This window comes from Tenacibaculum sp. A30, from assembly GCF_051200845.1.
In the GTDB taxonomy this organism is placed as follows: domain Bacteria; phylum Bacteroidota; class Bacteroidia; order Flavobacteriales; family Flavobacteriaceae; genus Polaribacter.
The window spans coordinates 223,077-244,914 of the sequence record NZ_CP195160.1; the positions used below are offsets into that span (position 1 = coordinate 223,077).

23 protein-coding genes are annotated in these 21,838 nt (G+C 31.3%); 12 read left to right on the forward strand and 11 right to left on the reverse strand.

The genetic code is table 11. From position 1 onward, the window contains the following. Nucleotides 1-28: 28 nt before the first annotated feature. Both ACR9ES_RS00975 and ACR9ES_RS00980 read left to right on the forward strand, forming a co-directional pair. On the forward strand, nucleotides 29-937 hold the full coding sequence (locus ACR9ES_RS00975) for a cation diffusion facilitator family transporter (protein WP_435254746.1): 909 nt from the start codon (nucleotides 29-31) through the stop codon (nucleotides 935-937). Between the two features lie 34 nt (nucleotides 938-971). Beyond that, nucleotides 972-1,802: a prohibitin family protein gene (locus tag ACR9ES_RS00980; protein WP_435254747.1), complete on the forward strand. Its 831-nt coding sequence runs from the start codon at nucleotides 972-974 to the stop codon at nucleotides 1,800-1,802. A gap of 65 nt (nucleotides 1,803-1,867) precedes the next feature. Here ACR9ES_RS00980 and ACR9ES_RS00985 read toward each other — a convergent pair whose 3' ends face one another. Together ACR9ES_RS00985 and ACR9ES_RS00990 are read right to left on the reverse strand one after the other, a co-directional pair. Further along, nucleotides 1,868-3,673, reverse strand: a complete 1,806-nt coding sequence (locus ACR9ES_RS00985) for a DEAD/DEAH box helicase (protein ID WP_435254748.1) — start codon at nucleotides 3,671-3,673, stop codon at nucleotides 1,868-1,870. Nucleotides 3,674-3,792: 119 nt separating this feature from the next. After that, on the reverse strand, nucleotides 3,793-5,154 hold the full coding sequence (locus tag ACR9ES_RS00990; RefSeq protein WP_435254749.1) for a hypothetical protein: 1,362 nt from the start codon (nucleotides 5,152-5,154) through the stop codon (nucleotides 3,793-3,795). 177 nt (nucleotides 5,155-5,331) lie between these two features. Here ACR9ES_RS00990 and ACR9ES_RS00995 point away from each other — a divergent pair, with 177 nt between their 5' ends. Further along, nucleotides 5,332-6,954, forward strand: coding sequence for an ABC-F family ATP-binding cassette domain-containing protein (locus ACR9ES_RS00995; protein ID WP_435254750.1), 1,623 nt, complete (start codon nucleotides 5,332-5,334; stop codon nucleotides 6,952-6,954). Between the two features lie 59 nt (nucleotides 6,955-7,013). Here ACR9ES_RS00995 and ACR9ES_RS01000 read toward each other — a convergent pair whose 3' ends face one another. The 3 genes from ACR9ES_RS01000 to ACR9ES_RS01010 are packed head-to-tail and all read right to left on the reverse strand — an operon-like array spanning nucleotide 7,014 to nucleotide 9,110. Beyond that, nucleotides 7,014-7,571, reverse strand: coding sequence for an RsmD family RNA methyltransferase (locus tag ACR9ES_RS01000; RefSeq protein ID WP_435254751.1), 558 nt, complete (start codon nucleotides 7,569-7,571; stop codon nucleotides 7,014-7,016). After that, nucleotides 7,571-8,401 (reverse strand): DUF3822 family protein, encoded by an 831-nt coding sequence (locus ACR9ES_RS01005; protein ID WP_435254752.1) that lies wholly within the window; start codon nucleotides 8,399-8,401, stop codon nucleotides 7,571-7,573. Before ACR9ES_RS01005 ends, ACR9ES_RS01000 begins: the two co-directional genes overlap by 1 nt. Beyond that, the gene (locus ACR9ES_RS01010; RefSeq protein ID WP_435254753.1) at nucleotides 8,376-9,110 is read right to left on the reverse strand and encodes a hypothetical protein; all 735 of its coding nucleotides are present in this window, start codon (nucleotides 9,108-9,110) and stop codon (nucleotides 8,376-8,378) included. The genes ACR9ES_RS01005 and ACR9ES_RS01010 overlap by 26 nt, the downstream gene beginning before the upstream one ends. Nucleotides 9,111-9,213: 103 nt before the next feature. Between ACR9ES_RS01010 and ACR9ES_RS01015 the strand changes: the two genes are divergently transcribed. The 7 genes from ACR9ES_RS01015 to ACR9ES_RS01045 all read left to right on the forward strand — a co-directional run bounded on the left by ACR9ES_RS01015 (nucleotide 9,214) and on the right by ACR9ES_RS01045 (nucleotide 15,872). Further along, nucleotides 9,214-10,641, forward strand: coding sequence for an ATP-dependent DNA helicase (locus ACR9ES_RS01015; RefSeq protein ID WP_435254754.1), 1,428 nt, complete (start codon nucleotides 9,214-9,216; stop codon nucleotides 10,639-10,641). A 102-nt stretch (nucleotides 10,642-10,743) separates the two neighbouring features. Next, entirely contained in the window at nucleotides 10,744-13,248 is a 2,505-nt protein-coding gene (locus ACR9ES_RS01020; RefSeq protein WP_435254755.1) for a PIG-L family deacetylase, read from the forward strand. A gap of 116 nt (nucleotides 13,249-13,364) precedes the next feature. Further along, the gene (locus ACR9ES_RS01025) at nucleotides 13,365-13,886 is read left to right on the forward strand and encodes a hypothetical protein (protein ID WP_435254756.1); all 522 of its coding nucleotides are present in this window, start codon (nucleotides 13,365-13,367) and stop codon (nucleotides 13,884-13,886) included. 18 nt (nucleotides 13,887-13,904) lie between these two features. Beyond that, nucleotides 13,905-14,462 (forward strand): hypothetical protein, encoded by a 558-nt coding sequence (locus tag ACR9ES_RS01030; RefSeq protein WP_435254757.1) that lies wholly within the window; start codon nucleotides 13,905-13,907, stop codon nucleotides 14,460-14,462. Between the two features lie 143 nt (nucleotides 14,463-14,605). Continuing rightward, nucleotides 14,606-14,851 carry a hypothetical protein gene (locus ACR9ES_RS01035; protein WP_435254758.1) on the forward strand — a complete coding sequence of 82 codons (246 nt, stop codon included), beginning with the start codon at nucleotides 14,606-14,608 and terminating at the stop codon, nucleotides 14,849-14,851. A 99-nt stretch (nucleotides 14,852-14,950) separates the two neighbouring features. Further along, nucleotides 14,951-15,220, forward strand: coding sequence for a hypothetical protein (locus ACR9ES_RS01040; protein WP_435254759.1), 270 nt, complete (start codon nucleotides 14,951-14,953; stop codon nucleotides 15,218-15,220). A gap of 16 nt (nucleotides 15,221-15,236) precedes the next feature. Beyond that, nucleotides 15,237-15,872, forward strand: coding sequence for a hypothetical protein (locus ACR9ES_RS01045; protein ID WP_435254760.1), 636 nt, complete (start codon nucleotides 15,237-15,239; stop codon nucleotides 15,870-15,872). 380 nt (nucleotides 15,873-16,252) lie between these two features. Here ACR9ES_RS01045 and ACR9ES_RS01050 read toward each other — a convergent pair whose 3' ends face one another. The 6 genes from ACR9ES_RS01050 to ACR9ES_RS01075 all read right to left on the reverse strand — a co-directional run bounded on the left by ACR9ES_RS01050 (nucleotide 16,253) and on the right by ACR9ES_RS01075 (nucleotide 21,312). Continuing rightward, on the reverse strand, nucleotides 16,253-16,795 hold the full coding sequence (locus ACR9ES_RS01050; RefSeq protein ID WP_435254761.1) for an NUDIX hydrolase: 543 nt from the start codon (nucleotides 16,793-16,795) through the stop codon (nucleotides 16,253-16,255). Next, nucleotides 16,788-17,264, reverse strand: coding sequence for a GNAT family N-acetyltransferase (locus tag ACR9ES_RS01055; protein ID WP_435254762.1), 477 nt, complete (start codon nucleotides 17,262-17,264; stop codon nucleotides 16,788-16,790). Before ACR9ES_RS01055 ends, ACR9ES_RS01050 begins: the two co-directional genes overlap by 8 nt. Next, nucleotides 17,249-18,568 carry a phosphoribosylamine--glycine ligase gene (locus ACR9ES_RS01060; RefSeq protein WP_435254763.1) on the reverse strand — a complete coding sequence of 440 codons (1,320 nt, stop codon included), beginning with the start codon at nucleotides 18,566-18,568 and terminating at the stop codon, nucleotides 17,249-17,251. Before ACR9ES_RS01060 ends, ACR9ES_RS01055 begins: the two co-directional genes overlap by 16 nt. A gap of 135 nt (nucleotides 18,569-18,703) precedes the next feature. Further along, a complete protein-coding gene (locus ACR9ES_RS01065) occupies nucleotides 18,704-19,792 on the reverse strand; it encodes a M42 family metallopeptidase (protein ID WP_435254764.1) in 1,089 nt (362 codons plus the stop codon). Nucleotides 19,793-19,823: 31 nt separating this feature from the next. Then, the gene (locus ACR9ES_RS01070) at nucleotides 19,824-20,627 is read right to left on the reverse strand and encodes a lysophospholipid acyltransferase family protein (protein WP_299001816.1); all 804 of its coding nucleotides are present in this window, start codon (nucleotides 20,625-20,627) and stop codon (nucleotides 19,824-19,826) included. Between the two features lie 58 nt (nucleotides 20,628-20,685). Next, a complete protein-coding gene (locus ACR9ES_RS01075; protein WP_435254765.1) occupies nucleotides 20,686-21,312 on the reverse strand; it encodes an NUDIX hydrolase in 627 nt (208 codons plus the stop codon). A 101-nt stretch (nucleotides 21,313-21,413) separates the two neighbouring features. Between ACR9ES_RS01075 and ACR9ES_RS01080 the strand changes: the two genes are divergently transcribed. Both ACR9ES_RS01080 and ACR9ES_RS01085 read left to right on the forward strand, forming a co-directional pair. Continuing rightward, nucleotides 21,414-21,707 carry a hypothetical protein gene (locus tag ACR9ES_RS01080; RefSeq protein WP_435254766.1) on the forward strand — a complete coding sequence of 98 codons (294 nt, stop codon included), beginning with the start codon at nucleotides 21,414-21,416 and terminating at the stop codon, nucleotides 21,705-21,707. Further along, nucleotides 21,650-21,835 (forward strand): hypothetical protein, encoded by a 186-nt coding sequence (locus ACR9ES_RS01085; RefSeq protein WP_435254767.1) that lies wholly within the window; start codon nucleotides 21,650-21,652, stop codon nucleotides 21,833-21,835. The genes ACR9ES_RS01080 and ACR9ES_RS01085 overlap by 58 nt, the downstream gene beginning before the upstream one ends. Nucleotides 21,836-21,838 lie beyond the last annotated feature (3 nt).

Sequence of the window (21,838 nt, forward strand, 5' to 3'; positions counted from 1 at the left end):
TATACATTTAAAGTCAATTAATAAAAACATGGGACACAACCATCATCATCATTCACACGGAAGTTCAACAGAGAATATAGCCGTTGCCTTTTTCTTGAATTTAGCATTTACAATTATTGAATTTATAGGAGGTTTTTATACCAATAGTTTGGCAATTATGTCAGATGCTTTACACGATTTAGGTGATAGTTTAAGTTTAGGATTGTCATGGTATTTTCAAAAGAAATCGACTAAAAAACCGACAAAAAAATACTCGTACGGATATAAACGATTTTCCTTGTTAGGAGCTATCATAAACTCAATCGTACTCATAATAGGTTCTTTATTTATTATAAAAGAAGCAATTCCAAGAATTATTACACCAGAAAGTGCTGATGCAAAAGGAATGATGTGGTTAGCGGTTTTAGGTATCATTGTTAATGGTGCAGCTGTTCTTAAACTGAAAAAAGGAACATCAATCAATGAAAGAGTCGTATCGTTACATTTATTAGAAGATGTATTAGGTTGGGCAGTCGTTTTAGTAGCGAGTATAGTAATGCAGTTTTGGGATGTACCAGTGTTAGATCCTATATTATCAATAGCTATTGCAGGTTTTGTATTGTTTAATGTATATAAAAATATCAAAGAAAGTTTGCGTATTATTTTACAAGGAGCACCTGAAGGAATTTCGGTTGATGATATTAAAAAGAACTTATTGTCTTTAGAAGAAGTTGAAGGAGTGCATGATTGTCATTTATGGACAATGGATGGAGAATACAATATTTTTACGGCACATTTAATTTTAAAGGAACGTAGCTTTTCTTGGGAAGAAACCAAACAAATTAAACAAAAGGTAAAAAAGTTATTACATGATGATTTTCATTTAGAGCATATCACTTTAGAGCTTGAGATCTCAGCTCATGAATGTGAATATGAAAACTGCGGTTCTTTAATTTAGTTGTACATTTGAGTAGAGTATAAAACACAAAAAAATGACAAGAAATCAAGTAGAATTAAAGTTTCCTAAGTTCGGTATGTTAATACTTGTAGTAATTGTTTTAATAATTTTTATAGCGAAATCTACAGTAACAATTAATTCAGGTGAAGCAGGAGTATTGTATAAAACGTTTGGAGGAGGAGTTGTAACAGATGAACCACCATTAGGAGAAGGTTTTCATGTAGTTGCTCCTTGGAATAAAGTGCATGTTTATGAGGTGAGACAGCAAGAACTTTTTGAAAAAATGAAAGTATTATCTTCAAATGGATTAGAAATTCAGATAGATGCTTCGGCATGGTATCAACCAGTTTACAACGATTTAGGGAAGTTACATCAAGTATTAGGAGAAAACTATTTGCAACGCGTAATTCAGCCTGCAATTCGTTCAGCTGCACGTAGTGTAGTGGGGCGTTATACACCTGAACAATTATATTCAAGTAAAAGAGATGCTATTCAAGATGAAATTTTTATTGAAACAAAAAAGATTTTAGAATCTCAATATGTTCAATTAAATGAAATACTTGTTAGAGATGTAACATTGCCTTCAACTATTAAAGAAGCTATTGAGCGTAAATTAAAACAAGAGCAAGAGTCATTAGAATATGAGTTTAGATTAGTTACAGCTCAAAAAGAAGCAGAAAAACAAATTATTGAAGCAAAAGGTAAAGCAGATGCGAACAAAATTTTAAGCGCTTCGTTAACTGATAAAATTTTACAAGATAAAGGAATAGAAGCTACGAATAGATTAGCTAACTCTCAGAATAGTAAAGTAGTTATTATTGGTTCTGGAAAAAGCGGAATGCCTATTATTTTAGGAAACCAGTAAATTCAATTCTATAAATAAAAAAAGCAGCTTATAGAGCTGCTTTTTTTATTTATAGAATTATTAATTTAATTTCTTCTGCGTTTTCTACCAAATCCTGCAGCAGGTTTATTGTCACCTCTTCTAGATGAAGTTTCATTGCTGCGTCTTCTACCAAAACTTTTTTTAGTATCAGTGGGTTTGTCGTTTCTATCGCTTCTACGTTTTTTTCCGCTAAAATTACCTCCACCACTTCTACGAGGTTTTCTACCACCGCCGTTACCACGATCGGTTTTTGTAATTTCTATATTTACTGAACGTCCATTAAAATCAGGATCATTATCAGCAAATGCATCTAAAGTTTCTTTTTCGTAGTTCTTGTCTATTTCAAAGAAAGAAAAAGTGTCTAAAATATCAATTGCACCAATTTCAATTTTATCACCTATGTTTTGATCATTAATTAATCCGATTAATTTAGCTGGATTTAAACGATCTTTTCTTCCTAAGTTGATGAAGAAACGAGTCATATTTTCACTAGAAGAACGTACTCTTGAATTTTCTCTTGACGATAAATTGTTCAAGTCAGGAGCATTTTCATAGTATGATAAGAAAGTGTTGAATTCTAACGAAACAAACTTTTGGATTAACTCTTCTCTGGTTAAATCTTCTAATTTTTCATAAATACTTGGTAAAAAATCATTTATTTGATCAGTGTTTACTTCAGTATTATGTACTTTATCAATTAAATGGAATAATTGATTTTGACAAATTTCTTTACCAGAAGGAACAGGAGTGTGAATAAATTCTTTTTTAATAATACGCTCAATAGGACGTAATTTACCTTGTTCCTTTTTAGTAACTAATGCAATTGAAATTCCTTTGTTACCAGCCCTACCAGTTCTACCACTACGGTGGTTATAGTTTTCTATTTGGTCTGGTAATTTATGATTAATTACGTGTGTTAGGTTATTAACATCTAAACCACGCGCAGCAACATCAGTAGCTACTAATATTTGAATGTTTTTCTCACGGAATTTCTCCATTACCGAATCACGTTGCGCTTGAGATAAATCACCATGTAACGCATCAGCATTGTAACCGTCTTTAATTAAGTTGTTAGCTACTTCTTGGGTTTCTCTACGAGTTCTACAAAAAACGATTCCGTAAATATCTGGATTTAAATCAGCAACCCTTTTTAAAGCAGGGTAACGTGTTTTTTCAGTTACTAAATAATATTCGTGACTTACATTGTCTGAACCTTGATTTTTTTGTCCTGAAGTAATTTCAACAGGATTTCTCATATAGTTCTTAGCAATATCTTCTACTTCTCTAGGAAAAGTAGCAGAGAATAACAAAGTTTGTTTGCTCTCAGGAGTTGCTTCTAAAACTTGATCTAATTCATCTTTGAACCCCATGTTAAGCATTTCATCGGCTTCATCAAGGACTAACCACTGAACGTTACCAAGCTTTAAGGCTCTTCTTTTAATTAAATCTACTGTTCTACCAGGAGTACCCACAACAATTTGGGCGCCTTTTTTAAGTTTTCTTATTTGTTCTTCAATATTAGCACCTCCGTAAACGGTTGCTACTTTTAAGTTTGGTAAGTATTTTGTAAAGCCTTCAATATTATTACCTATTTGTACTGCTAATTCACGAGTAGGTGATAAGATAATAGCTTGTGTGTGTACACTTGTTTGATCGATAAGTTCGATGATTGGTAAACTAAAAGCGGCTGTTTTACCGGTTCCTGTTTGAGCAAAAGCTTTTAAATCTTCGGTTGAAGAAATGATTTGTGGAATTGCTTTTTCTTGAATTACTGTTGGCTTTTCGTACCCTAAATCGGTCAAAGCCCTATTGATAGGTTCTTGTAAACCTAAATCTAAAAATGTTGACATACTGTGTTTTTAGAGAACCCACAGATGCCCCTCCGCGAATTCTATTAATATTATTAATCGTTAATTACGATTTTTTTGGACGGTGCAAAAGTACACTAAATAAAATGAATAGCAGCTAACTATTTTAAATTTTGTAAGTTATTGATTTCTTGGTTGATACTGGAAGAAGATAGACTAGTGTATCCGTTTTGGATAATTCCATTTTTATCAACCAAAACCAAACGAGAAAATTTACTCGAAGAATATTCACAAGTTGGACTTTCTTCTGGAAGCGTGTATTGATATTTAATATCAATATTTTTAGTGTATCTTCTAGAGGTATCGCATAGGTTTACTAAAACAAAATTAACATCAGGGTTATTTTTGATTAAGTGATTAAACCTGGAAGACACCCAGTCGTCAGAGGCATATTTATAATTTTTAAATAAAACGACTGTATTTTTTCCTTTAGCAACATTTTTAATATCAACAAGTCCTCCATCAGCTGAAATTAAATCAAAAGAAGGAAGTGTTTCTCCTTTATTTAAGAGTTTTAAATCGTTAATTAAACGTTGTATAGTTTTCTTTTGCTCGTTGTCGGTATTAAGTTTAAAGAAGGTAAAGAAAGTTTCATTTTTCTTTTCGTAGTTAGGTTCTTTAAAAAAGTGACCAACAACTGCGTTATATAATAATCTGTTTTTAACTTCTTCGGAATCAATATTTTTATCAATTGAATTAAGTAGTTCTACTGTAAAATTATCTAATTTCTTAACGCTGTTTTTTTGATATACATCGTTGTATATTTTTTCGATTATAAATCTATAATACGGGCCAAAAAACATTAAGGAATCATTACAAACATCAGTTTTAGTACGATAGCTATAGTAAGAGTTAGCTAAAGTTTGAGGTTCTTTTTTAGTAGCATTTTTAATAGCGTACTTTTCTAAGTTTGTATATATTGGGTAGTTTAAAGCAATATCTAAAAGGTTAGAAAACTTTGTAGAAGGGTTTAAGTCATTTTCACTGTGTTTCGTTAAAATGGCATCCTTAATCTGTTTTAAAGAATCCATTTTTCGAGTAAAGTGATTTTGTGGTAAATGAAAATATCTTGCAATTGCTTTTTCATCTTGTTCATACTGTAAAAAAGCTTCTATCAATAAGTTGTTTTTTTCTGCATTACTACCGCTAAAAACTAAAGATTCATCAAAATCCCACGTATTTAGCCTGATTAAAGTGCTATCAGAAGGTTGTAAGAACACGTATTGATGCTCATTACCATGATAAAAAATATACAAACCTTCTTTAATATTGGTGTAATTTCCTAAAAAGGTATTATTCTTATTTAAAGGAATTGTGTCTTTAAATTCGTAATTGTCTGATAAAATAACGAAGTCAGATTTAGGATTGATAATTTTACCCCCAAAATAGGTAGGTTTTTGATTATCAGAATTTTTACATCCAATAAGTGTAACTAATAAGAGAGGTATTAAATACTTAATCATGCTTGAAATTACCCTAAATATCAATGCTCAAAAATAGAGAACTCTTCTTAATAAGGCTGTTAATTCGCTGTTAAAATGAATTAAAAAGTCTCAAAAGTAATATGTTAAAAACTTTCATGCAAATTCTTTTATACTCTTTAGTTTTTATACTTTTGCACGGAATTTAAAATACTATACATGTTATCAGTTTCTAATTTATCAGTTCAGTTTGGGAAACGTGTTTTGTTTGATGAAGTAAACACAAAGTTTACACAAGGAAATTGCTACGGAATTATCGGAGCAAATGGAGCGGGTAAATCAACTTTTTTAAAGATTTTATCAGGAAAACAAGATCCAACATCAGGAAGCGTTCACCTAGAGCCAGGAAAAAGAATGTCTGTTTTAACACAGGATCACTACGCTTTTGATGAATATACCGCTTTAGAAGCAGTATTAATGGGAAACAAAGAACTGCATAAAATTAAGTCGGAAATAGATGCATTGTATGCTGATTATACTGATGAAAATGCAGAAAAAATAGGTGAGTTACAAGTTCGTTTTGAAGAAATGGACGGGTGGAATGCCGATGCTTCAGCTGCAAGTTTACTATCAAACTTAGGGATTAAAGAAGAAGATCATTATACTTTACTATCTGAGATTGATCCGAAGAAAAAAGTACGTGTATTATTAGCGCAAGCGTTGTTTGGTAATCCTGATGTATTAATCATGGATGAGCCTACCAATGACTTAGATTTTGAAACAATTTCTTGGTTAGAGAATTTCTTAGCAAATTATGATAACACCGTAATCGTAGTATCGCACGACCGTCACTTCTTAGATGCAGTTTGTACACATATTTCTGACATCGATTTTGGAAAAATCAACCATTTTTCTGGTAACTATACATTCTGGTACGAATCTTCTCAGTTAGCAGCTAAACAAAGAGCTCAACAAAACAAAAAAGCAGAAGATAAAAAGAAAGAATTAGAAGAGTTTATCCGTCGTTTCTCTGCAAACGTTGCAAAGTCTAAACAAGCAACTTCTCGTAAGAAGATGATAGAGAAATTAAATGTAGATGAAATTAAGCCGTCTTCACGTCGTTACCCTGCTATTATTTTTGAAAGAGATAGAGAAGCTGGAGATCAGATTTTAAATATTGAAGGTTTATCAAAAAAGGATGCAGAAGGAGAGTTATTATTCTCAAATGTAGATATTAACTTGAATAGAGGAGACAAAGTAGCTATTATTTCAAAGAACTCAAAAGCTACTTCAGCATTTTATCAAGTAATTTCAGGAAATGAAGAAGCTGATTCAGGAAAATACAATTGGGGTGTAACTACTACACAATCATATTTGCCAGCTGATAACTCTGAATATTTCCAAAATGGAGAATTGAATTTAGTAGATTGGTTACGTCAATATGCACAAACTGAAGAAGAGAGAGAAGAAGTGTTTTTAAGAGGTTTCTTAGGGAAAATGATTTTCTCTGGAGAAGAGGCATTAAAAAAGAGTGATGTATTATCAGGAGGAGAAAAAGTACGTTGTATGTTATCTCGTATGATGATGACCAGAGCGAACATTTTAATGTTAGATGAACCAACTAACCACTTAGACTTAGAATCTATTCAGGCATTAAACAACTCGTTAATTAACTTTAAAGGAACTGTGTTGTTTACTACGCATGACCACGAGTTTGCTCAAACGGTTGCTAATAGAATTATAGAAATTACACCAAAAGGAATCATTGATAAATATTCAACTTTTGATGATTATTTAGATGATCCTAAGGTAAAAGAATTAAGAGAACAAATGTATTCTTAATACAATAACAAAAAAGGGAACCAAATTGGTTCCCTTTTTTGTTTAATTATTAAAAGTTTTTATTCTTCTTCGTCATCGCTAATAGCTTCAAAAAAACTAAACACATTACCACCATAACGTTTATCATAACTATGATTTGGATGCTTAGTTAAGTCGGTATGTTTTGAATGTTCAATAATTAAAACACCATCTTCATTTAACAAATCACGTTCAAAAATAATATCTGCTATTTTTAAAAATTGCGCTTCTTCAAAATCGTAAGGAGGGTCTGCAAAAATAACATCCGTTTTTAGCGGAGTTTTCTCTAAAAACTTATATACATCACTTTTATAGCTGGTAATGTCCATATCTAACTCCTTTGAAGTTTGATTGATGAACTTGATACACGCAAAATGAGCATCAACAGCATAAATAATTTCTGTACCTCTAGAGGCAAATTCGTAACTTATATTTCCTGTACCAGCGAATAAATCTAACACCGAAATATTATCAAAATAATACAAATTATTTAAGATGTTAAATAACGACTCTTTAGCCATATCGGTCGTAGGTCGTACAGGTAAGTTTTTAGGAGCAGAAATTCTTTTACTCTTATATTTTCCAGAAATAATTCGCATTAGGCAATAAGTATAAAATTTGAATGGTTCGAAAAATCATCGCTATCCGCAAAGAAATTATCAACAGGATTCATAAAATGAATATTTCGAACGTAAGTATAAGTTATAGTGTACAACTCTGAATCTTTTTCAATATCACCAATAAATGTTAATTGAAAATTGTTTGGATCCATTTGTAATTGTTCCGCAGTAAAAAGAATATAGTAAATAAAATCTTCTTTGGTACTGTATGAAAAGGAGTTGTAAAATATAAGTTTTCCTTCTTTACAAACTACAATATCTATATCATTAGGAGAAACATGTACAAAAAATTGTTGATCAGAGTTTTCTTGAGAATAGGAGAGTAGCTTGTCTATTAACACAGTTGAATGGTGTTTGTATTCAAATTCTCCAAAGTTTTGAAACAGGTAATTATTAATGTTTACATAAGGTATATAAACTGTGTTAGCAGCTATAATATCATGTAAATCGTAAGTAATAAAATCTGTTTTTAAGGTTTTTACGGTGTATTTTAAATACGGAGCTAAATTGTTTCGGTCAAAAAGTTTATTAGGAACCAAAGTAGCTAGGTTGTTTTGATGTATGGCAAAAACAGAAGAGAAATCTTGTTGTAGATCTTTATCGGTATTAAAAACACGTATAATTTCTTCTAATAATAACTCAGGTGTAGTGCTTGAAGCAGCAAAAGTATACTTGGTAAAAAGTAATGAAGCTTTCGTTTCTGAGTTAGAGATACAAAAAGAAAATCCATCCAAACTAAATTGGATGGATAGATCTTTATATTGCGCTATAGCGCTTGTTTTTTTAGTCTTTTTTTGCAACTGCTTCACCTTTATCATAAAAAGGAGGCCAATTACCACCAGTAGTTACTTCATTTAAAGAACCTACAGAAACAAACTCACCTTTAATTTGATCAGATTCAATTGCTTCTAATTCAGCTTTAATTAACGAAGGGTTCATTCCTTTTAAAATAGGCTTTTTTGAAACTTTAGCTTCAAATACAGGAACTTCTAAACCTGCTACTTTTTCAACTCTACCAGTAGCTAATTCAAATTGTTCTGTAGTACCTGGTACTTCAAACATTTTAGTATATTCTTTACCTTCAAAGTATTTTAAAACAGGCTCGTATCCAATAGTATCAATTTGCTTTTTAGAAACTTTAACTTTAATTCCTCCACCTCTGTCTTCTTCTACTTCAATGTTTTTAGTTTCTGTTAAAGCTAACTGTCCATTTTGAATAAAATTAAGTAAAGAATCTTTACTGTTAGTATAAGTTCCGTAAACCTCTTTATATTTTACTTCGGCATCACGAATTAGTTTTAAATTCTTAATAACTTTAGCGTAACGTACTTTTTTGTCTTTGTTAAAGTTAATAGGCTCCATAATTCCACCGTAAATTTTATATACTAAAAAGACAGATGCACCTAAAAGAAATATTGAAACTAACCATCTCATTTTTAGAGGTACAAATTTAACTACAAGTACAGCTAAAAGAAAAGCAACCACAACAGCCACCAAAATCATTAATAATAAACTCATTTTTTTAATTTTTAATATATGATATTCGCAAATCTACAATTTTTTTTCAATGATGAAAATAATTATTTTGTAAATACATTTATCTTTGAACATTATTTAAAATATGATACAAACCGCCCCAAAATTCTATAAAGAGATACTTCAAAAATTTCCTTATGCACCTACACAAAAACAAGGTGAATTATTAGATGTTTTAACGCATTTTATTTTTTCAGATGATAATCGTGCTTTGTTTTTATTAAAAGGATATGCAGGAACGGGAAAAACTACCATTATAAGTACAGTTGTTCATAATTTATGGAAGATTGGCCAGAAGGCAGTTTTATTAGCGCCCACAGGTCGTGCAGCTAAGGTTATTTCGGGGTACTCGAATAGACAAGCATTTACCATTCATAAAAAAATTTACTTTCCTAAAAAACAAAGTAGTGGTGGAGTAAGTTTTGTTATGCAGCCTAATAAGCATACTGATACGCTTTTTATTGTTGATGAAGCTTCGATGATTTCAGATGAAAAACAGAGTGCTAAATTGTTTGAAAATGGTTCGTTATTAGACGATTTAATCTCCTATGTGTACTCAGGAAAAAATTGTAAAATTATTTTTATAGGTGATACGGCTCAGTTACCTCCAGTAAAGTTGACAATGAGTCCAGCTTTAGAAGCCGATAAACTTTCGTTTGAATTCAATAAAGAAGTTACCGAAATAGAGCTAGATGAAGTGGTACGTCAAGAGGAAGGCTCAGGGATTTTAGCCAACGCAACCGATTTACGCTTATTAATCCAAAATGAATCTACTCATTTCCAATTCGATTTAAATTATCCTGATATTATTCGTTTGCAAGATGGATACGATATTCAAGATGCTATAACAATGGCTTATGACGGAGATATAGGAGTAGAAGATACCGCTATTATTGTGCGTTCCAACAAACGAGCGAATCAATACAACCAACAGATACGAACGAAAATTCGCGGACAAGAAAACGAAATTTCTACAGGTGATTATGTAATGGTGGTAAAAAATAACTACTATTGGTTAAAAGACTCGTCTTCTGCAGGGTTTATAGCCAACGGAGATATTTGTGAGGTAATGCGTATTAATGAAATTAAAGATTTATACGGATTTAAGTTTGCTGAAGTTGAAGTTCGTATGATTGATTATCCTGATATGAAACCTTTTGAAACGGTTTTGCTATTAGACACGCTTACTAGCGAGAGTCCGTCATTAACCTATGAAGAGTCAAATCGCTTATACGAAGCTGTAAAAGAAGATTTTGCTCAAGAAAAATCGAAGTACAAACAATTTATTGGAGTGAAAAAGAATAAGTACTTCAACGCACTTCAAGTGAAATTTTCTTACGCTATGACATGCCATAAATCACAAGGTGGACAGTGGAAAACTGTTTTTATAGAACAACCTTATTTACCTGATGGAGCTTCAGTAGAATACTTACGTTGGCTATATACAGCAGTTACGCGTGCTCAAGAAAAATTGTATTTGATAGGGTTTAAAGATGAATATTTTTTAGACTAAACTTATAAATATAGATTTTAATAAAAAACGTTAGCATTTTGTTAATAGAATTCTTTTTTTAGTTAAAAAAGTTACATTTGTGTAGTATTCAAACTATTAAAAATGCACAAAAAAGTACTTTTAGTCCTATCATTTTTATTGATTTCACTAACAATAAGCGCACAAAAACCACAAAAGTTAACTTCTAATCAGATTTATGAAAAAATACAAAAACTAAACTTTTTAGGTTCGGCTTTGTATATAGCAGCACATCCTGATGATGAAAATACCCGATTAATTTCTTACTTATCTAACCATGAAAATGCAAGAACAGCGTATTTATCGTTAACTCGTGGTGATGGTGGTCAAAATTTAATTGGTCCAGAAATGCGGGAATTATTAGGAGTTATTCGTACTCAAGAACTCTTAGCTGCAAGAGGAGTAGATGGTGGAGAGCAACGTTTTTCAAGAGCAAATGATTTTGGGTATTCAAAGCATCCTGACGAAACCTTAGAAATTTGGAATAAAGATAAAGTGTTAGCTGATGTAGTTTGGGCAATCCGTACGTTTAAACCAGATGTAATCATCAATCGTTTTAATCACAGAACACCAGGTTCTACGCATGGGCATCATACATCTTCAGCAATGTTAAGTGTTGAAGCATTTGATTTGGCCGCTGATAAAACAAAATACCCAGAACAGCTACAATCTACGAGTACATGGCAACCTAATAGGTTGTTTTTTAATACTTCGTGGTGGTTTTATGGAAGCGAAGAAGCTTTTTCAAAAGCAGATAAAGGCAACATGTTAAGCTTTGATATAGGTGCGTATTATCCTTTGAAAGGATTGTCAAATAACGAGGTGGCTGCTATTGCAAGTAGCCAACATTTATGTCAGGGTTTTGGTAGATTGACTACTAGAGGAAGTCAAACCGAATATGTTGAGTTTTTAAAAGGAGATTTTCCGAAGGATAAAAAAGATATTTTTTCAGGAATCAATACTACTTGGAATCGTATAGAAGGAGGTGGAGAAATTGGAGATATTTTATATAAAATTGAAGATGATTTCGATTTTGTAAATCCAGCAAAACATTTACCAGAGTTGTTGCAAGCCTACAAAATGGTTCGACAATTGAAAGATACACATTGGAGAACTATTAAAACCAAAGAGTTAAATGAAATTATCAAGGCTTGTGCAGGTTTGTATTTAGAAGCATCGGCTGTAAGTTCTAGTGCAACTCCAAGCAGTACGATTGATGTAGATTTTGAAGTGCTAAATAGAAGCTTTATCTCTATGGAGTTATCATCAATTACCATCCTTCCCGAAGGAAAAAACATCAAAAAAGAATTGGATTTAGCTCCTAATAGCAAACAAAATTTTAAAAATAAAATCAATATTGGAAAAGATGTTTCATACTCTTCACCGTATTGGTTAAATACTCCTTGGGATTTAGGAATGTATAAGGTAAACAATCAGAAATTGATTGGAAATCCAGAATCTCCAAGACCTATTCAAATTCAATACAATATTATTATTGAAAATCAACCAGTTGCTTTTACCATTCCGGTAGTGCATAGATATGCTAAAAGTGATGTTGGAGAAATCTATGAGCCTTTTGAGGTATTGCCGAAAGTAACTACAAAATTAAACGATAAAGTATTGATTTTTTCTACTTCGGAAGCTCAAAAGATACCTGTTGAAGTAAGAGCAGGAGATGCAAATATTAACGGAAAAGTAAGCTTACAAGCTCCAAAAGGATGGAAAGTATCTCCAACAGCAATAGATTTTTCAATCGCCCAAAAAGGAGATGTTCAATTTGTGGAATTTATGGTAACTCCAACTCAAAATGAATCAGAAGGAGCATTAAAAGTTATCGCTACGGTTGATGGCAAAACTTATGATAAAGAGTTGGTAGAAATCAATTATAACCATATTCCAAAACAATCGGTATTGTTGCCATCACAAGCGAAAGTAGTTCGTTTGAATATCGAAAAAAGCGGAAAACGCATAGGGTATATTCAAGGTTCTGGTGATGCTATTCCTGAAAGTTTACAACAAATTGGTTATGAGGTAACAGAATTGAATGTAAATGAAATCAACGGAAATTTAGATCAGTTTGATGCTGTAGTTATAGGTATTCGCGCTTATAACACCAATGAAGAATTACAGTTTAAGCAGAAATATTTGCTAGAATATGTGAAAAATGGTGGAAATTTAATAGTGCAATACAACACGAATAGAGGAGTAGATGTACAAGCGCCGTATGAATTACAATTATCACGTGATAGAGTAACAGATGAGCATTCTAAAGTAACCTTGTTAGCTAAAGAACATTCGATTTTAAATTATCCTAATAAAATTACTGAAGCTGATTTTAACGGATGGGTACAAGAACGCGGATTGTATTTTCCGAATAAATGGAGTAAAGAATACACACCAATATTATCAATGCACGACAAAGGAGAAGTAGCTAAAAAAGGAAGTTTGTTAGTCGCTAAATACGGAAAAGGAAATTACATCTATACTGGGTTAAGTTTCTTTAGAGAGTTGCCAGCGGGTGTTTCTGGAGCTTATAAGTTATTTGCGAATCTGTTATCGGTAAAAGAAAATAGGGCTGATGAAAATTAGGATAGCTTAAACTTTAATGTTTACTAGCTTTCCTATGATGCTAGCGCGAGCATCTTGCTCGTGATGGTATGAGTGACGGTTGCGTCAGCAGAAGGTAATCTTAAAAAATGTGATTAATGCAAGTAATTAAAGAGTTTGAATATTGGGAATATAATCCAGGTAGTAAAGAGAAAAAATATATAGGAATTAAAAAAATAAAAGAGGAATTAAGGTATCCTATCATTAAATTTTTAAATTCAGAAAGAAAATTAATTGATACTTCTGACTGGAAAAATATAGGGATATTTCAAATGCGATTTAGTGATTCATATCTCACAGAAAAAGAAATGAATTTTTTAGCAGTAACTTATGATGTTGAACTAATTACCAAAGAAAATATTTTAGATGGTAGTTTTTACTTGGCTTCGACAAACGAAAAACTAAATAAGTTGTACAAGAATTCAGCAGAACTTACTTTCATAGAACATGATAATAAAGAATATTTAATAATTCAATTTAACAGATTTGAGGATGAAAATCAAGAGCATAGCAGAATGTACGATTATTATGGTGAACCAATTACTTATATTCATGGTATTTGGGAAAATCCTTTGTTAACAGATGAAATTATAGAAAAAATTAAAAACCCCAATAGATAATAATGCTAATGTAGTTATATGAAATTAATAGATAAATTTTTCTATTCCACTTGGAATCCGTATACAAGAAAAAAAGTCTTTAAAGGAGAAACTGTTTTAAGAAGAGAATTAGAACGACCTAGTATAGAATTCAATAACACAGATTCGAAAAGAATTGTAGTATCTAATTTTAGATTTCATAATGCTATTCCATCTAAAGAAAGAATCTATGATGGTGTCTTATACCAAAATGACTATTATTCACAGTTGAAATTTAACGAAGAAGAAGTGTTGTTTTTAGCTGATAATTATGGATTAATCTGTAAAGAAACCAATGGTAGTAAAACACTCTCAATACCCAAAGAATATTATAATGAAATAGGAGAAAAAAATATAGATGATAAACCATATATAAATTTTAAGTTCTTAGAAGACAATGATACTAATGAGTATTTAATCATTTCATTTGTAAGGTATCCTTATGGATACCCAGAAAGAGCAAAAGATCAAAAGGCCCCTTTTCTTACCTATATTCATGGAATATGGGAAAAACCATTACTAACAGATGAAATTATAGAAAAAATTAAAAAATCATAGATCTTTTTAAGCAATCAAACCCTGATATAACTTATGATGCTATAAAAAATGCATTTGAGAGCATTAAATCATCAGGTACCAGAAGGCAAGCTTTTATAAATGCATTAAAGATATGTTTCCAAACATAGAAATAAAATTAATAGATGGAGTTAGATAATAAAATAGTATTTAGAGTTATATGTAATAAGAAAGAAGATTTAGAATCATCTCTTAAATGGTATAATTCAAGAAAGAAGACAGATTTTGAAATTACAAATTATATTTTAGACGAGGTGAATTTTGCTGAAATTACAGCAAGTAATTTTTCTTTTACTGACATTTTTAGAATAGGTTATGCATATGGAGTTAAAGAAGAAAAATTAAGAGAAAGAGGAGAGATAGATTGGTAACTTCCCACATTGCACATCTTGTCAAGGAGTAATACAAGATTTTAGTACGATGTTCCCTAATGTAAAAGTTATATTAATAGATGGTTTAAAATATTAAAAATGAAAATAAAAAAAGTAGTTTATTCACCTTTAGCAGTTGAACAATTAGTTTATAAATTTAATAATAATAATAATACAGAAATTGAATTGATTAATACCGACTATGCAGATGGAACATCTTTTGTAACCTTAGATATCAAAGAAATCTCAATTGAACTTATTTATGACTTTGCATATCAATTAGGAAGTTTAGAAAAGTATTTAGCAATGAAAGGGGATAGTTGGTTACCTTTAGATGAATACCCATTTCCTCCAGAAAAAGAAGAGTAATAAAACTAAAGTTAACATGTCTAAAAGTAATTTTATTTTATATACGCTAGCCTATGTAGGCATTGCTGCTTTATTAGCATTTATTGGTGGGCCAGATATATTAAATGGTGGTAGAGAGATAAATACAAAACCTGAAGTATTTAATAAAGTAAAAAGGATTGATTTAAAATATAATAACCTGGATATACATCCATTAATGAGGAATAGGTTAAATCTTGATATAGTAACCAATAAAAAAACAGTTCATTTTCAGTATTATATACCAGATGAGAAATACAAAACGTTATTAGGAGTTTTAAAAAAAGAGAGTTTAATTAAAAATGAAGAAGAGTTTTTTAATTCACTTCCTGTTAGTTTTAATAAGGTTGAGTTAAGTTTTATAAACACTTTAGAAGTAATTTATAGTAAAGAAAAACTAGTATATATAGCTATAAATAAAGAAACCATTCTTGGAAGTATTCCAAATATAAAGAAAGGAATAATTATTTGCTTAGGGTATTTTATAACAATACTAGGTTGGTTTGGGTTGTTACTATTACCTATAGGAGCGTATTTTCAAATAAAAGATAATGAAGAGAATGGTACAACTATTTATGTGCCAAATAGATTAGAAGGAATAAAAAGCTTTTTTAAAATTTTTACGAAACAATAAATTACTTAAAAAGATTTATAGAAACCGTAGCTAAATCTGAATTTGGAAACTTTTTAAAAGTGTTTTTATCGGGTAGTAAACCCCCCGCTAGCGCGAGCATCTTGCTCGTGACGGTATGATAAGTAAAGGCATGTGAAAAAAAGCAAGTAAAAAAGAAGATATGTTAACAGATAATAATTTAAACTATAAAGTTGTAAGTAGGACAAGCGTGACGGTTGCGCCAGCTGCTGGACAAGTCACGATTCCGTCTAAATGACGAAACAACCTACTTCTTAACGCAGATTTATCCTCTTTTGATAACATAGTTTGATAGTTTTCATTCTAAAGATAACTATTTGATTTTTAAAATGGAAACTAAATTGTTGAAGCCGAAATACAGTCTAGCTTAAAGCAGTTATAATTTGTTTATGCACAAAAGAATAGTAATCTTGATATTGAGGAAGTAAAAAGTTTTCGTAGTCTTTAGTATGCAGAATGGTTTTTAAATCGAATAATTTTAACTCAGCAACCTCTTCTTCTTGAAGCGTTAACTCTTCCACTGGAATTGTTAATGCAGCAATAAACACATGATGGAATTCATTATCAATAATTCCGTTTGGGTGATTTACCATGTGTTTACGGGTACCTATTTTGTGTAGGTTTTCAGGAAGTATATCAAAACCAATTTCCTCTTTTACTTCTCTAAGAGCAGCAATATTTATATCTTCACCTGCAGCGATATGTCCTGCAACTGAAATATCCCATAAACCAGGAAATACTTTTTTAGATAAAGCTCTTTTTTGAAGAAGAATTTTTTTATCAGAAGTGTACAGCCAAACATGAATAGTAGGGTGGAAGTAACCGTGTTTATGAGCCTCAGATTTTAAGCAAGTTTTGCCTGTGTAGTTTCCGTTTTCATCAACGATATCTATTAATTCATCCATTGTATATTAAAATCCATTCTTTAGTAGTTGTTATATCATCACTTTCAGCATGCATCGTAAAACCATTCTGTTCGTAAAAATAACGAAGATTTCCTTCTTCAATCGTCAACCAAAACTTTTGATGTGGATTTTCTTTTTTTAATAGGGTTAAAAATGCACTTGCATATCCTTTATTCCTATATTTTTCACTAATCCAAATATAACCGATGTATAGATATCCTTTTTCAAATAAAATAGCATTACTTTTTTCAAAATTAGTAGCATAAGGAGGCATTTTGCTAAACAAAATACCTCCTCCTATAAGTTGATTGTTTATATATAATCCCACTATTTTTGAAGTGGTTTTATGTTTTTTCCAAACTGGAATTATCAATTCTTGCCATTCATTAGATAGGATAGAAAAATAATGAGTTTCATCATTAAGAAGTTTAATCAGTATGGAATCTGATTTCTTTATAAGAGTCCCCATGCCCATAGTTTGTCTGAATCTTCTAGCCAACGATCACCAATATCGGTTCGATAATAGCTATTGTTAATTATGATGTTGTTGATTCTGTTTTGCATCATTTTTTGAGCATCTTTCATCGTAACACCAGTACCAGTAACCAAAAGAGCAATTCCATCATTACCTGTTATTAACCATTCTGAATTTATTTGTTTTATATGGATAGGATGTACTCCTTCCTTCATTTCTTTTTTAAAGAGAATTACAGAATCTTTTGAAAACAATTCAAAACTCTTTTTATCCTTAAAAGGAAACGGAGGAACTACCATATAAGCACCTACCTGAAAACCTTTTTTAGTGTTGATAGTAAAGTGTTTTCCTGTAGTAATTTTGTGAAAAAGAGCGCCTATAGGTTCATTAATCCCGTCTCTTTGTATGTATACTTGTGGATATCCAAAACGAGAAGTAAACTCAAGAGGGTAAATTCCATTACCATTTACAATACAGTTGATGTCAAGATGTCCTACAAATCTTTTTTTTGCTAAAGTATGTTCGAATTTACCAAGCGTCAATTCAAAAATAGGAGAATCTTTTGTCCAAAACATGCTTGTACCCATTTCACCAGTAGACACTCCTAATTCTTTAGGAAAGAACTTTTTATGTTCGAAAGAAATGTTATAAGGTTGAATAAAATGAGTTCCGTTAAAAAAAGCTGAAACAGCTATTTCTACACCTTTTACTTTTCGTTGTAACTGAAAAGTACCAAAGCTATTTCCCCAAGATTTTTCGTAGGCTTTTAGCATTCTAATAACATCTAAGCCTTTATCATCATTACCTACAAATAATAATTGTTTTAAATCTTGTGTTTCTCCACAGGGTTTTACCACATAAGCATCTGGATTTATCTCAACATAATTTATAGCTTCTTCAAAATTGAAAAATTCTCTAGAAGGAAGTGTTTTAATCTTGTGTTTTTTTAATTCTTCTTGTCCGAAATTTCTATCTAATTCAAGCAAATCGGTATATTCAGATCCACCAAAAACAAGTTTTCCATTATTTCTAAGCTCATCGCATATTTTCCCATATCCAGTGTAATCAAAAATGATAATGGTAGCCCAGTCAATGTGCTTTTTCCAGTCGCTTACTTTTGTAATAAATCCGAAACCAATTTCTCGAGAAGATTTGTCTTCGATGAACATTTTTACCAAATGTCCTTCTTGTTTAATTGTATAAGCGATATCAAGTGATTCGCCCCATTTAGAAACGAATAAAAAATTCAATTTCTCATTCGTTTTTAGGTCTGTTTTAGCTTTTTGAAGAGATGCCATATAGACCTAGCAAAAAAGTAAAATCATATAGTTTAAAGTGATACAATATTTACTACGAAATTACTAAATAATTTGATGCAAAAATTAATGTAAAGAAAGAAAAAAAGCCTGTTTAATTAAACAGGCTTTTTGAGATTATTTAAAGTAAGAGAAGTCTTCTCCATCTTTAATTTTTAATAAACTTTCGTAAATCATCTTAATTACGTTTTCAACATCTTCTCGATGCACCATTTCAACTGTTGTGTGCATATAACGTAAAGGTAATGAGATTAAAGCAGAAGCTACACCACCGTTGCTATAAGCAAAAGCATCAGTATCTGTACCAGTTGCTCTTGATAACGCTGAACGTTGGAAAGGAATTTTGTTTGCTTCGGCAGCGTCAATAATTAAATCACGTAATTTTTGTTGAACCGCAGGAGCGTAAGCTACTACAGGTCCTTTGCCTAACTCTAAATGACCTTCTTTTTTCTTGTCGATCATCGGAGTCGTAGTATCGTGAGTTACATCAGTAACAATAGCTACGTTAGGTTTAATGGTTTGCGTAATCATTTCCGCTCCGCGTAAACCAATTTCTTCTTGTACTGAGTTAGTAATGTATAACCCGAAAGGTAGTTTTTTCTTGTTTTCGTGTAATAAACGTGCTACTTCAGCAATCATAAATCCTCCCATACGGTTGTCTAAAGCACGACAAACAAACTTATCTCCGTTTAAAATATGAAATTCATCAGGATAGGTAATAACACAACCTACATGTACTCCTAACTTTTCAACCTCTTCTTTGGTTGCACAACCACAATCGATAAAGATGTTTTCAGGTTTTGGAGCTTCTTCAGAAGCTTTATTACGTGTATGAATTGCTGGCCAACCAAAAACTCCTTTTACAATTCCGTTTTTAGTATGAATGTTTACTACTTTACTTGGTGCGATTTGATGGTCACTTCCTCCGTTACGAATTACGTAGATTAATCCGTTGTCAGAAATGTAATTTACATACCAAGAAATTTCATCAGCATGTCCTTCAATAACTACTTTATATTTAGCATCAGGATTAATAACACCAACCGCACTTCCATACGTGTCAGTGATAAACTCATCAACATACGGTTTTAGGTAGTCCATCCATATTTTTTGACCTTCCCACTCATATCCAGTAGGAGCCGCATTGTTTAAATATTTCTCTAAAAAGTCTATCGACTTTTTGTTTAAAATTGATTTTTTAGCCATAATTTATATGATTAAAAGTTTTATATCTGAATTAACTCCAAAACTTTCGTTTTTCGTTTAATTCTTCTTGTTCTTTAATTTGTTCAGGTGTTAATACCTTTAAAAATGATGGATGTTGCTCAATAGCATATTCAATTTTTTCAACTATATCAGCTACTGGCTCATTTTCATAATCAATTTCTAAAGGCTCTTTTATAACCATTGATTGTAGTACGTTACGTTTTTTAATTAAAAGTCCTTTTTTATCAAAAGAACGTCTAAATCCGTCAATAACAATAGGAACTACAATAGGTTGATAAGTTTTAATGATGTGAGCTGTACCACGACGAATAGGTTTAAAAGGGGTAGTAGTACCTTGTGGAAAGGTAATTACCCAACCATCATCTAAGGCTTTACCGATGTTAGAAATGTCAGACATTTTTACTTGTCTATTAACGTCTTTACCAGCACTTCTCCAAGTTCTTTCAACTGAAATAGAACCCACGTAGGCAAATATTTTAGGAAGTAAACCTGCACGCATGGTTTCACCAGCCGCAATATAGTACATGTTTAATTTAGGTTTCCATAAATAACCTATATTTCTAATATTATCATCACGTCCTTTTAAAGCAGCGTTGAAAACATGAAACATAGCAGCAACATCAGCAAAGTAGGTTTGATGATTAGAAATAAAAAGTACTTTTTGATCTGGAAGGCTTCTTAGAACATCCATACCTTCTATTTGTAAGTCGTTAAATTTACGATAACGACCGTGGGAAATTAATCCTAAAGTTTGAATTAAAAAGCGTTTAATGAATAGTATATGTCCGAAAGGGTTCCTTTTAAATAAAGGCATTGTTATTGGTTTTTTAGTAGTCGAATAAGCTAAATTACAAAAGAATTATAGAATAGCCTTATTTTAATAAATCTTTAATTTCTGACAATATCATTGCTGTTGCTCCCCAAACAATGTAATCGTTTAATTTAAAGCAAGGTACCTCGATATTTTTCATATATGAGGTCTCCATTTCAACAAATGTTAAATTTTCATCGTCTAATAAATCACTAACCAAAACTTCAATTACTTCCGCTACTTCTTCATTAGGAATAAAAAGAGGTGTTTTTTTAGAAATTCCAATAAATGGGGCTACTAAAAAATTACTAGGAGGAATATAAGCATCTGATGTTTGTCTGATAATTTGTATAGCATCAAAAGGCACGCCAACTTCTTCGTAAGTTTCGCGGAGTGCAGTAGTTTTTAAATTGTCATCTGTTTTGTCAAACTTCCCTCCAGGAAAACTAATTTGAGCAGAGTGTGCGCCATTATAACTAGCTCTTTCGGTTAATAAAAAACGTGTTTGATTATTACTGTCAGGATAAAACAAAGCCAATACGGCTGCTTTTTTCGGGTTTTTGCTAAGTATTAACTCTTCTGAATAGCGGATTCTAAGTTTAGGAGCCAGTTTAAATTGCGAGGTTAAACCGCCTAATTGCTTTTGTTGTAATTTTTCTATTTGATTAATGAAATCAGAAAAAATCATTTGTTTTTTAGTATTTTAGAACAAACTTATCAATTTACAAGACAAAAATAAGATGTTTTGGCTTGAATTTTGATTTGTAGTGTTGAATTAATTTTAGATAAATGAATAAAGAAAAAAAATACCAAAAACTAGCATTGAGTTTGTTGTTTGACGCGATAGGATATGTATCGTATTTAATTCCGGGAATAGGAGAATTGTCCGACATTGTTTGGGCACCAGCATCAGCCTACTTAATGACAAAAATGTATAAAGGAAACAAAGGTAAAATAGCAGGGGCAATAACATTTATTGAAGAAGCTATGCCAGGGTTAGATGTAGTACCAACCTTTACCTTAATGTGGTTGTTTACCTATGTGTTTTCATCCAAAGAATCAAAAAAGACAATAGAAGTTTAAATCAGACTATAAATAGAATCAAGGAAACTGCCTTTTTGTGTTACCAAAAGATTAACAATCAGTATCGTAGAAGCTATAAGAGACAAGATGATTTTTTTTCCTTTATTTTACGTAAATTTGCAGGCTAAATT

Excerpts from the sequence above, each read along its gene's own strand:
- ACR9ES_RS00975 (WP_435254746.1), top strand. The coding sequence starts at position 29 with ATGGGACACAACCATCATCATCATTCACACGGAAGTTCAACAGAGAAT.
- ACR9ES_RS01000 (WP_435254751.1), bottom strand. The coding sequence starts at position 7,571 with ATGCGAATTATTTCTGGAAAATATAAGAGTAAAAGAATTTCTGCTCCT.
- ACR9ES_RS01040 (WP_435254759.1), top strand. The coding sequence starts at position 14,951 with ATGAAAATAAAAAAAGTAGTTTATTCACCTTTAGCAGTTGAACAATTA.
- ACR9ES_RS01030 (WP_435254757.1), top strand. The coding sequence starts at position 13,905 with ATGAAATTAATAGATAAATTTTTCTATTCCACTTGGAATCCGTATACA.
- ACR9ES_RS01060 (WP_435254763.1), bottom strand. The coding sequence starts at position 18,568 with ATGGCATCTCTTCAAAAAGCTAAAACAGACCTAAAAACGAATGAGAAA.
- ACR9ES_RS01045 (WP_435254760.1), top strand. The coding sequence starts at position 15,237 with ATGTCTAAAAGTAATTTTATTTTATATACGCTAGCCTATGTAGGCATT.
- ACR9ES_RS01055 (WP_435254762.1), bottom strand. The coding sequence starts at position 17,264 with ATGGGGACTCTTATAAAGAAATCAGATTCCATACTGATTAAACTTCTT.
- ACR9ES_RS01010 (WP_435254753.1), bottom strand. The coding sequence starts at position 9,110 with ATGAGTTTATTATTAATGATTTTGGTGGCTGTTGTGGTTGCTTTTCTT.
- ACR9ES_RS01015 (WP_435254754.1), top strand. The coding sequence starts at position 9,214 with ATGATACAAACCGCCCCAAAATTCTATAAAGAGATACTTCAAAAATTT.
- ACR9ES_RS00990 (WP_435254749.1), bottom strand. The coding sequence starts at position 5,154 with ATGATTAAGTATTTAATACCTCTCTTATTAGTTACACTTATTGGATGT.
- ACR9ES_RS00980 (WP_435254747.1), top strand. The coding sequence starts at position 972 with ATGACAAGAAATCAAGTAGAATTAAAGTTTCCTAAGTTCGGTATGTTA.
- ACR9ES_RS00985 (WP_435254748.1), bottom strand. The coding sequence starts at position 3,673 with ATGTCAACATTTTTAGATTTAGGTTTACAAGAACCTATCAATAGGGCT.
- ACR9ES_RS01020 (WP_435254755.1), top strand. The coding sequence starts at position 10,744 with ATGCACAAAAAAGTACTTTTAGTCCTATCATTTTTATTGATTTCACTA.
- ACR9ES_RS01075 (WP_435254765.1), bottom strand. The coding sequence starts at position 21,312 with ATGATTTTTTCTGATTTCATTAATCAAATAGAAAAATTACAACAAAAG.
- ACR9ES_RS01080 (WP_435254766.1), top strand. The coding sequence starts at position 21,414 with ATGAATAAAGAAAAAAAATACCAAAAACTAGCATTGAGTTTGTTGTTT.
- ACR9ES_RS01070 (WP_299001816.1), bottom strand. The coding sequence starts at position 20,627 with ATGCCTTTATTTAAAAGGAACCCTTTCGGACATATACTATTCATTAAA.
- ACR9ES_RS01025 (WP_435254756.1), top strand. The coding sequence starts at position 13,365 with ATGCAAGTAATTAAAGAGTTTGAATATTGGGAATATAATCCAGGTAGT.
- ACR9ES_RS00995 (WP_435254750.1), top strand. The coding sequence starts at position 5,332 with ATGTTATCAGTTTCTAATTTATCAGTTCAGTTTGGGAAACGTGTTTTG.
- ACR9ES_RS01050 (WP_435254761.1), bottom strand. The coding sequence starts at position 16,795 with ATGGATGAATTAATAGATATCGTTGATGAAAACGGAAACTACACAGGC.
- ACR9ES_RS01035 (WP_435254758.1), top strand. The coding sequence starts at position 14,606 with ATGGAGTTAGATAATAAAATAGTATTTAGAGTTATATGTAATAAGAAA.
- ACR9ES_RS01065 (WP_435254764.1), bottom strand. The coding sequence starts at position 19,792 with ATGGCTAAAAAATCAATTTTAAACAAAAAGTCGATAGACTTTTTAGAG.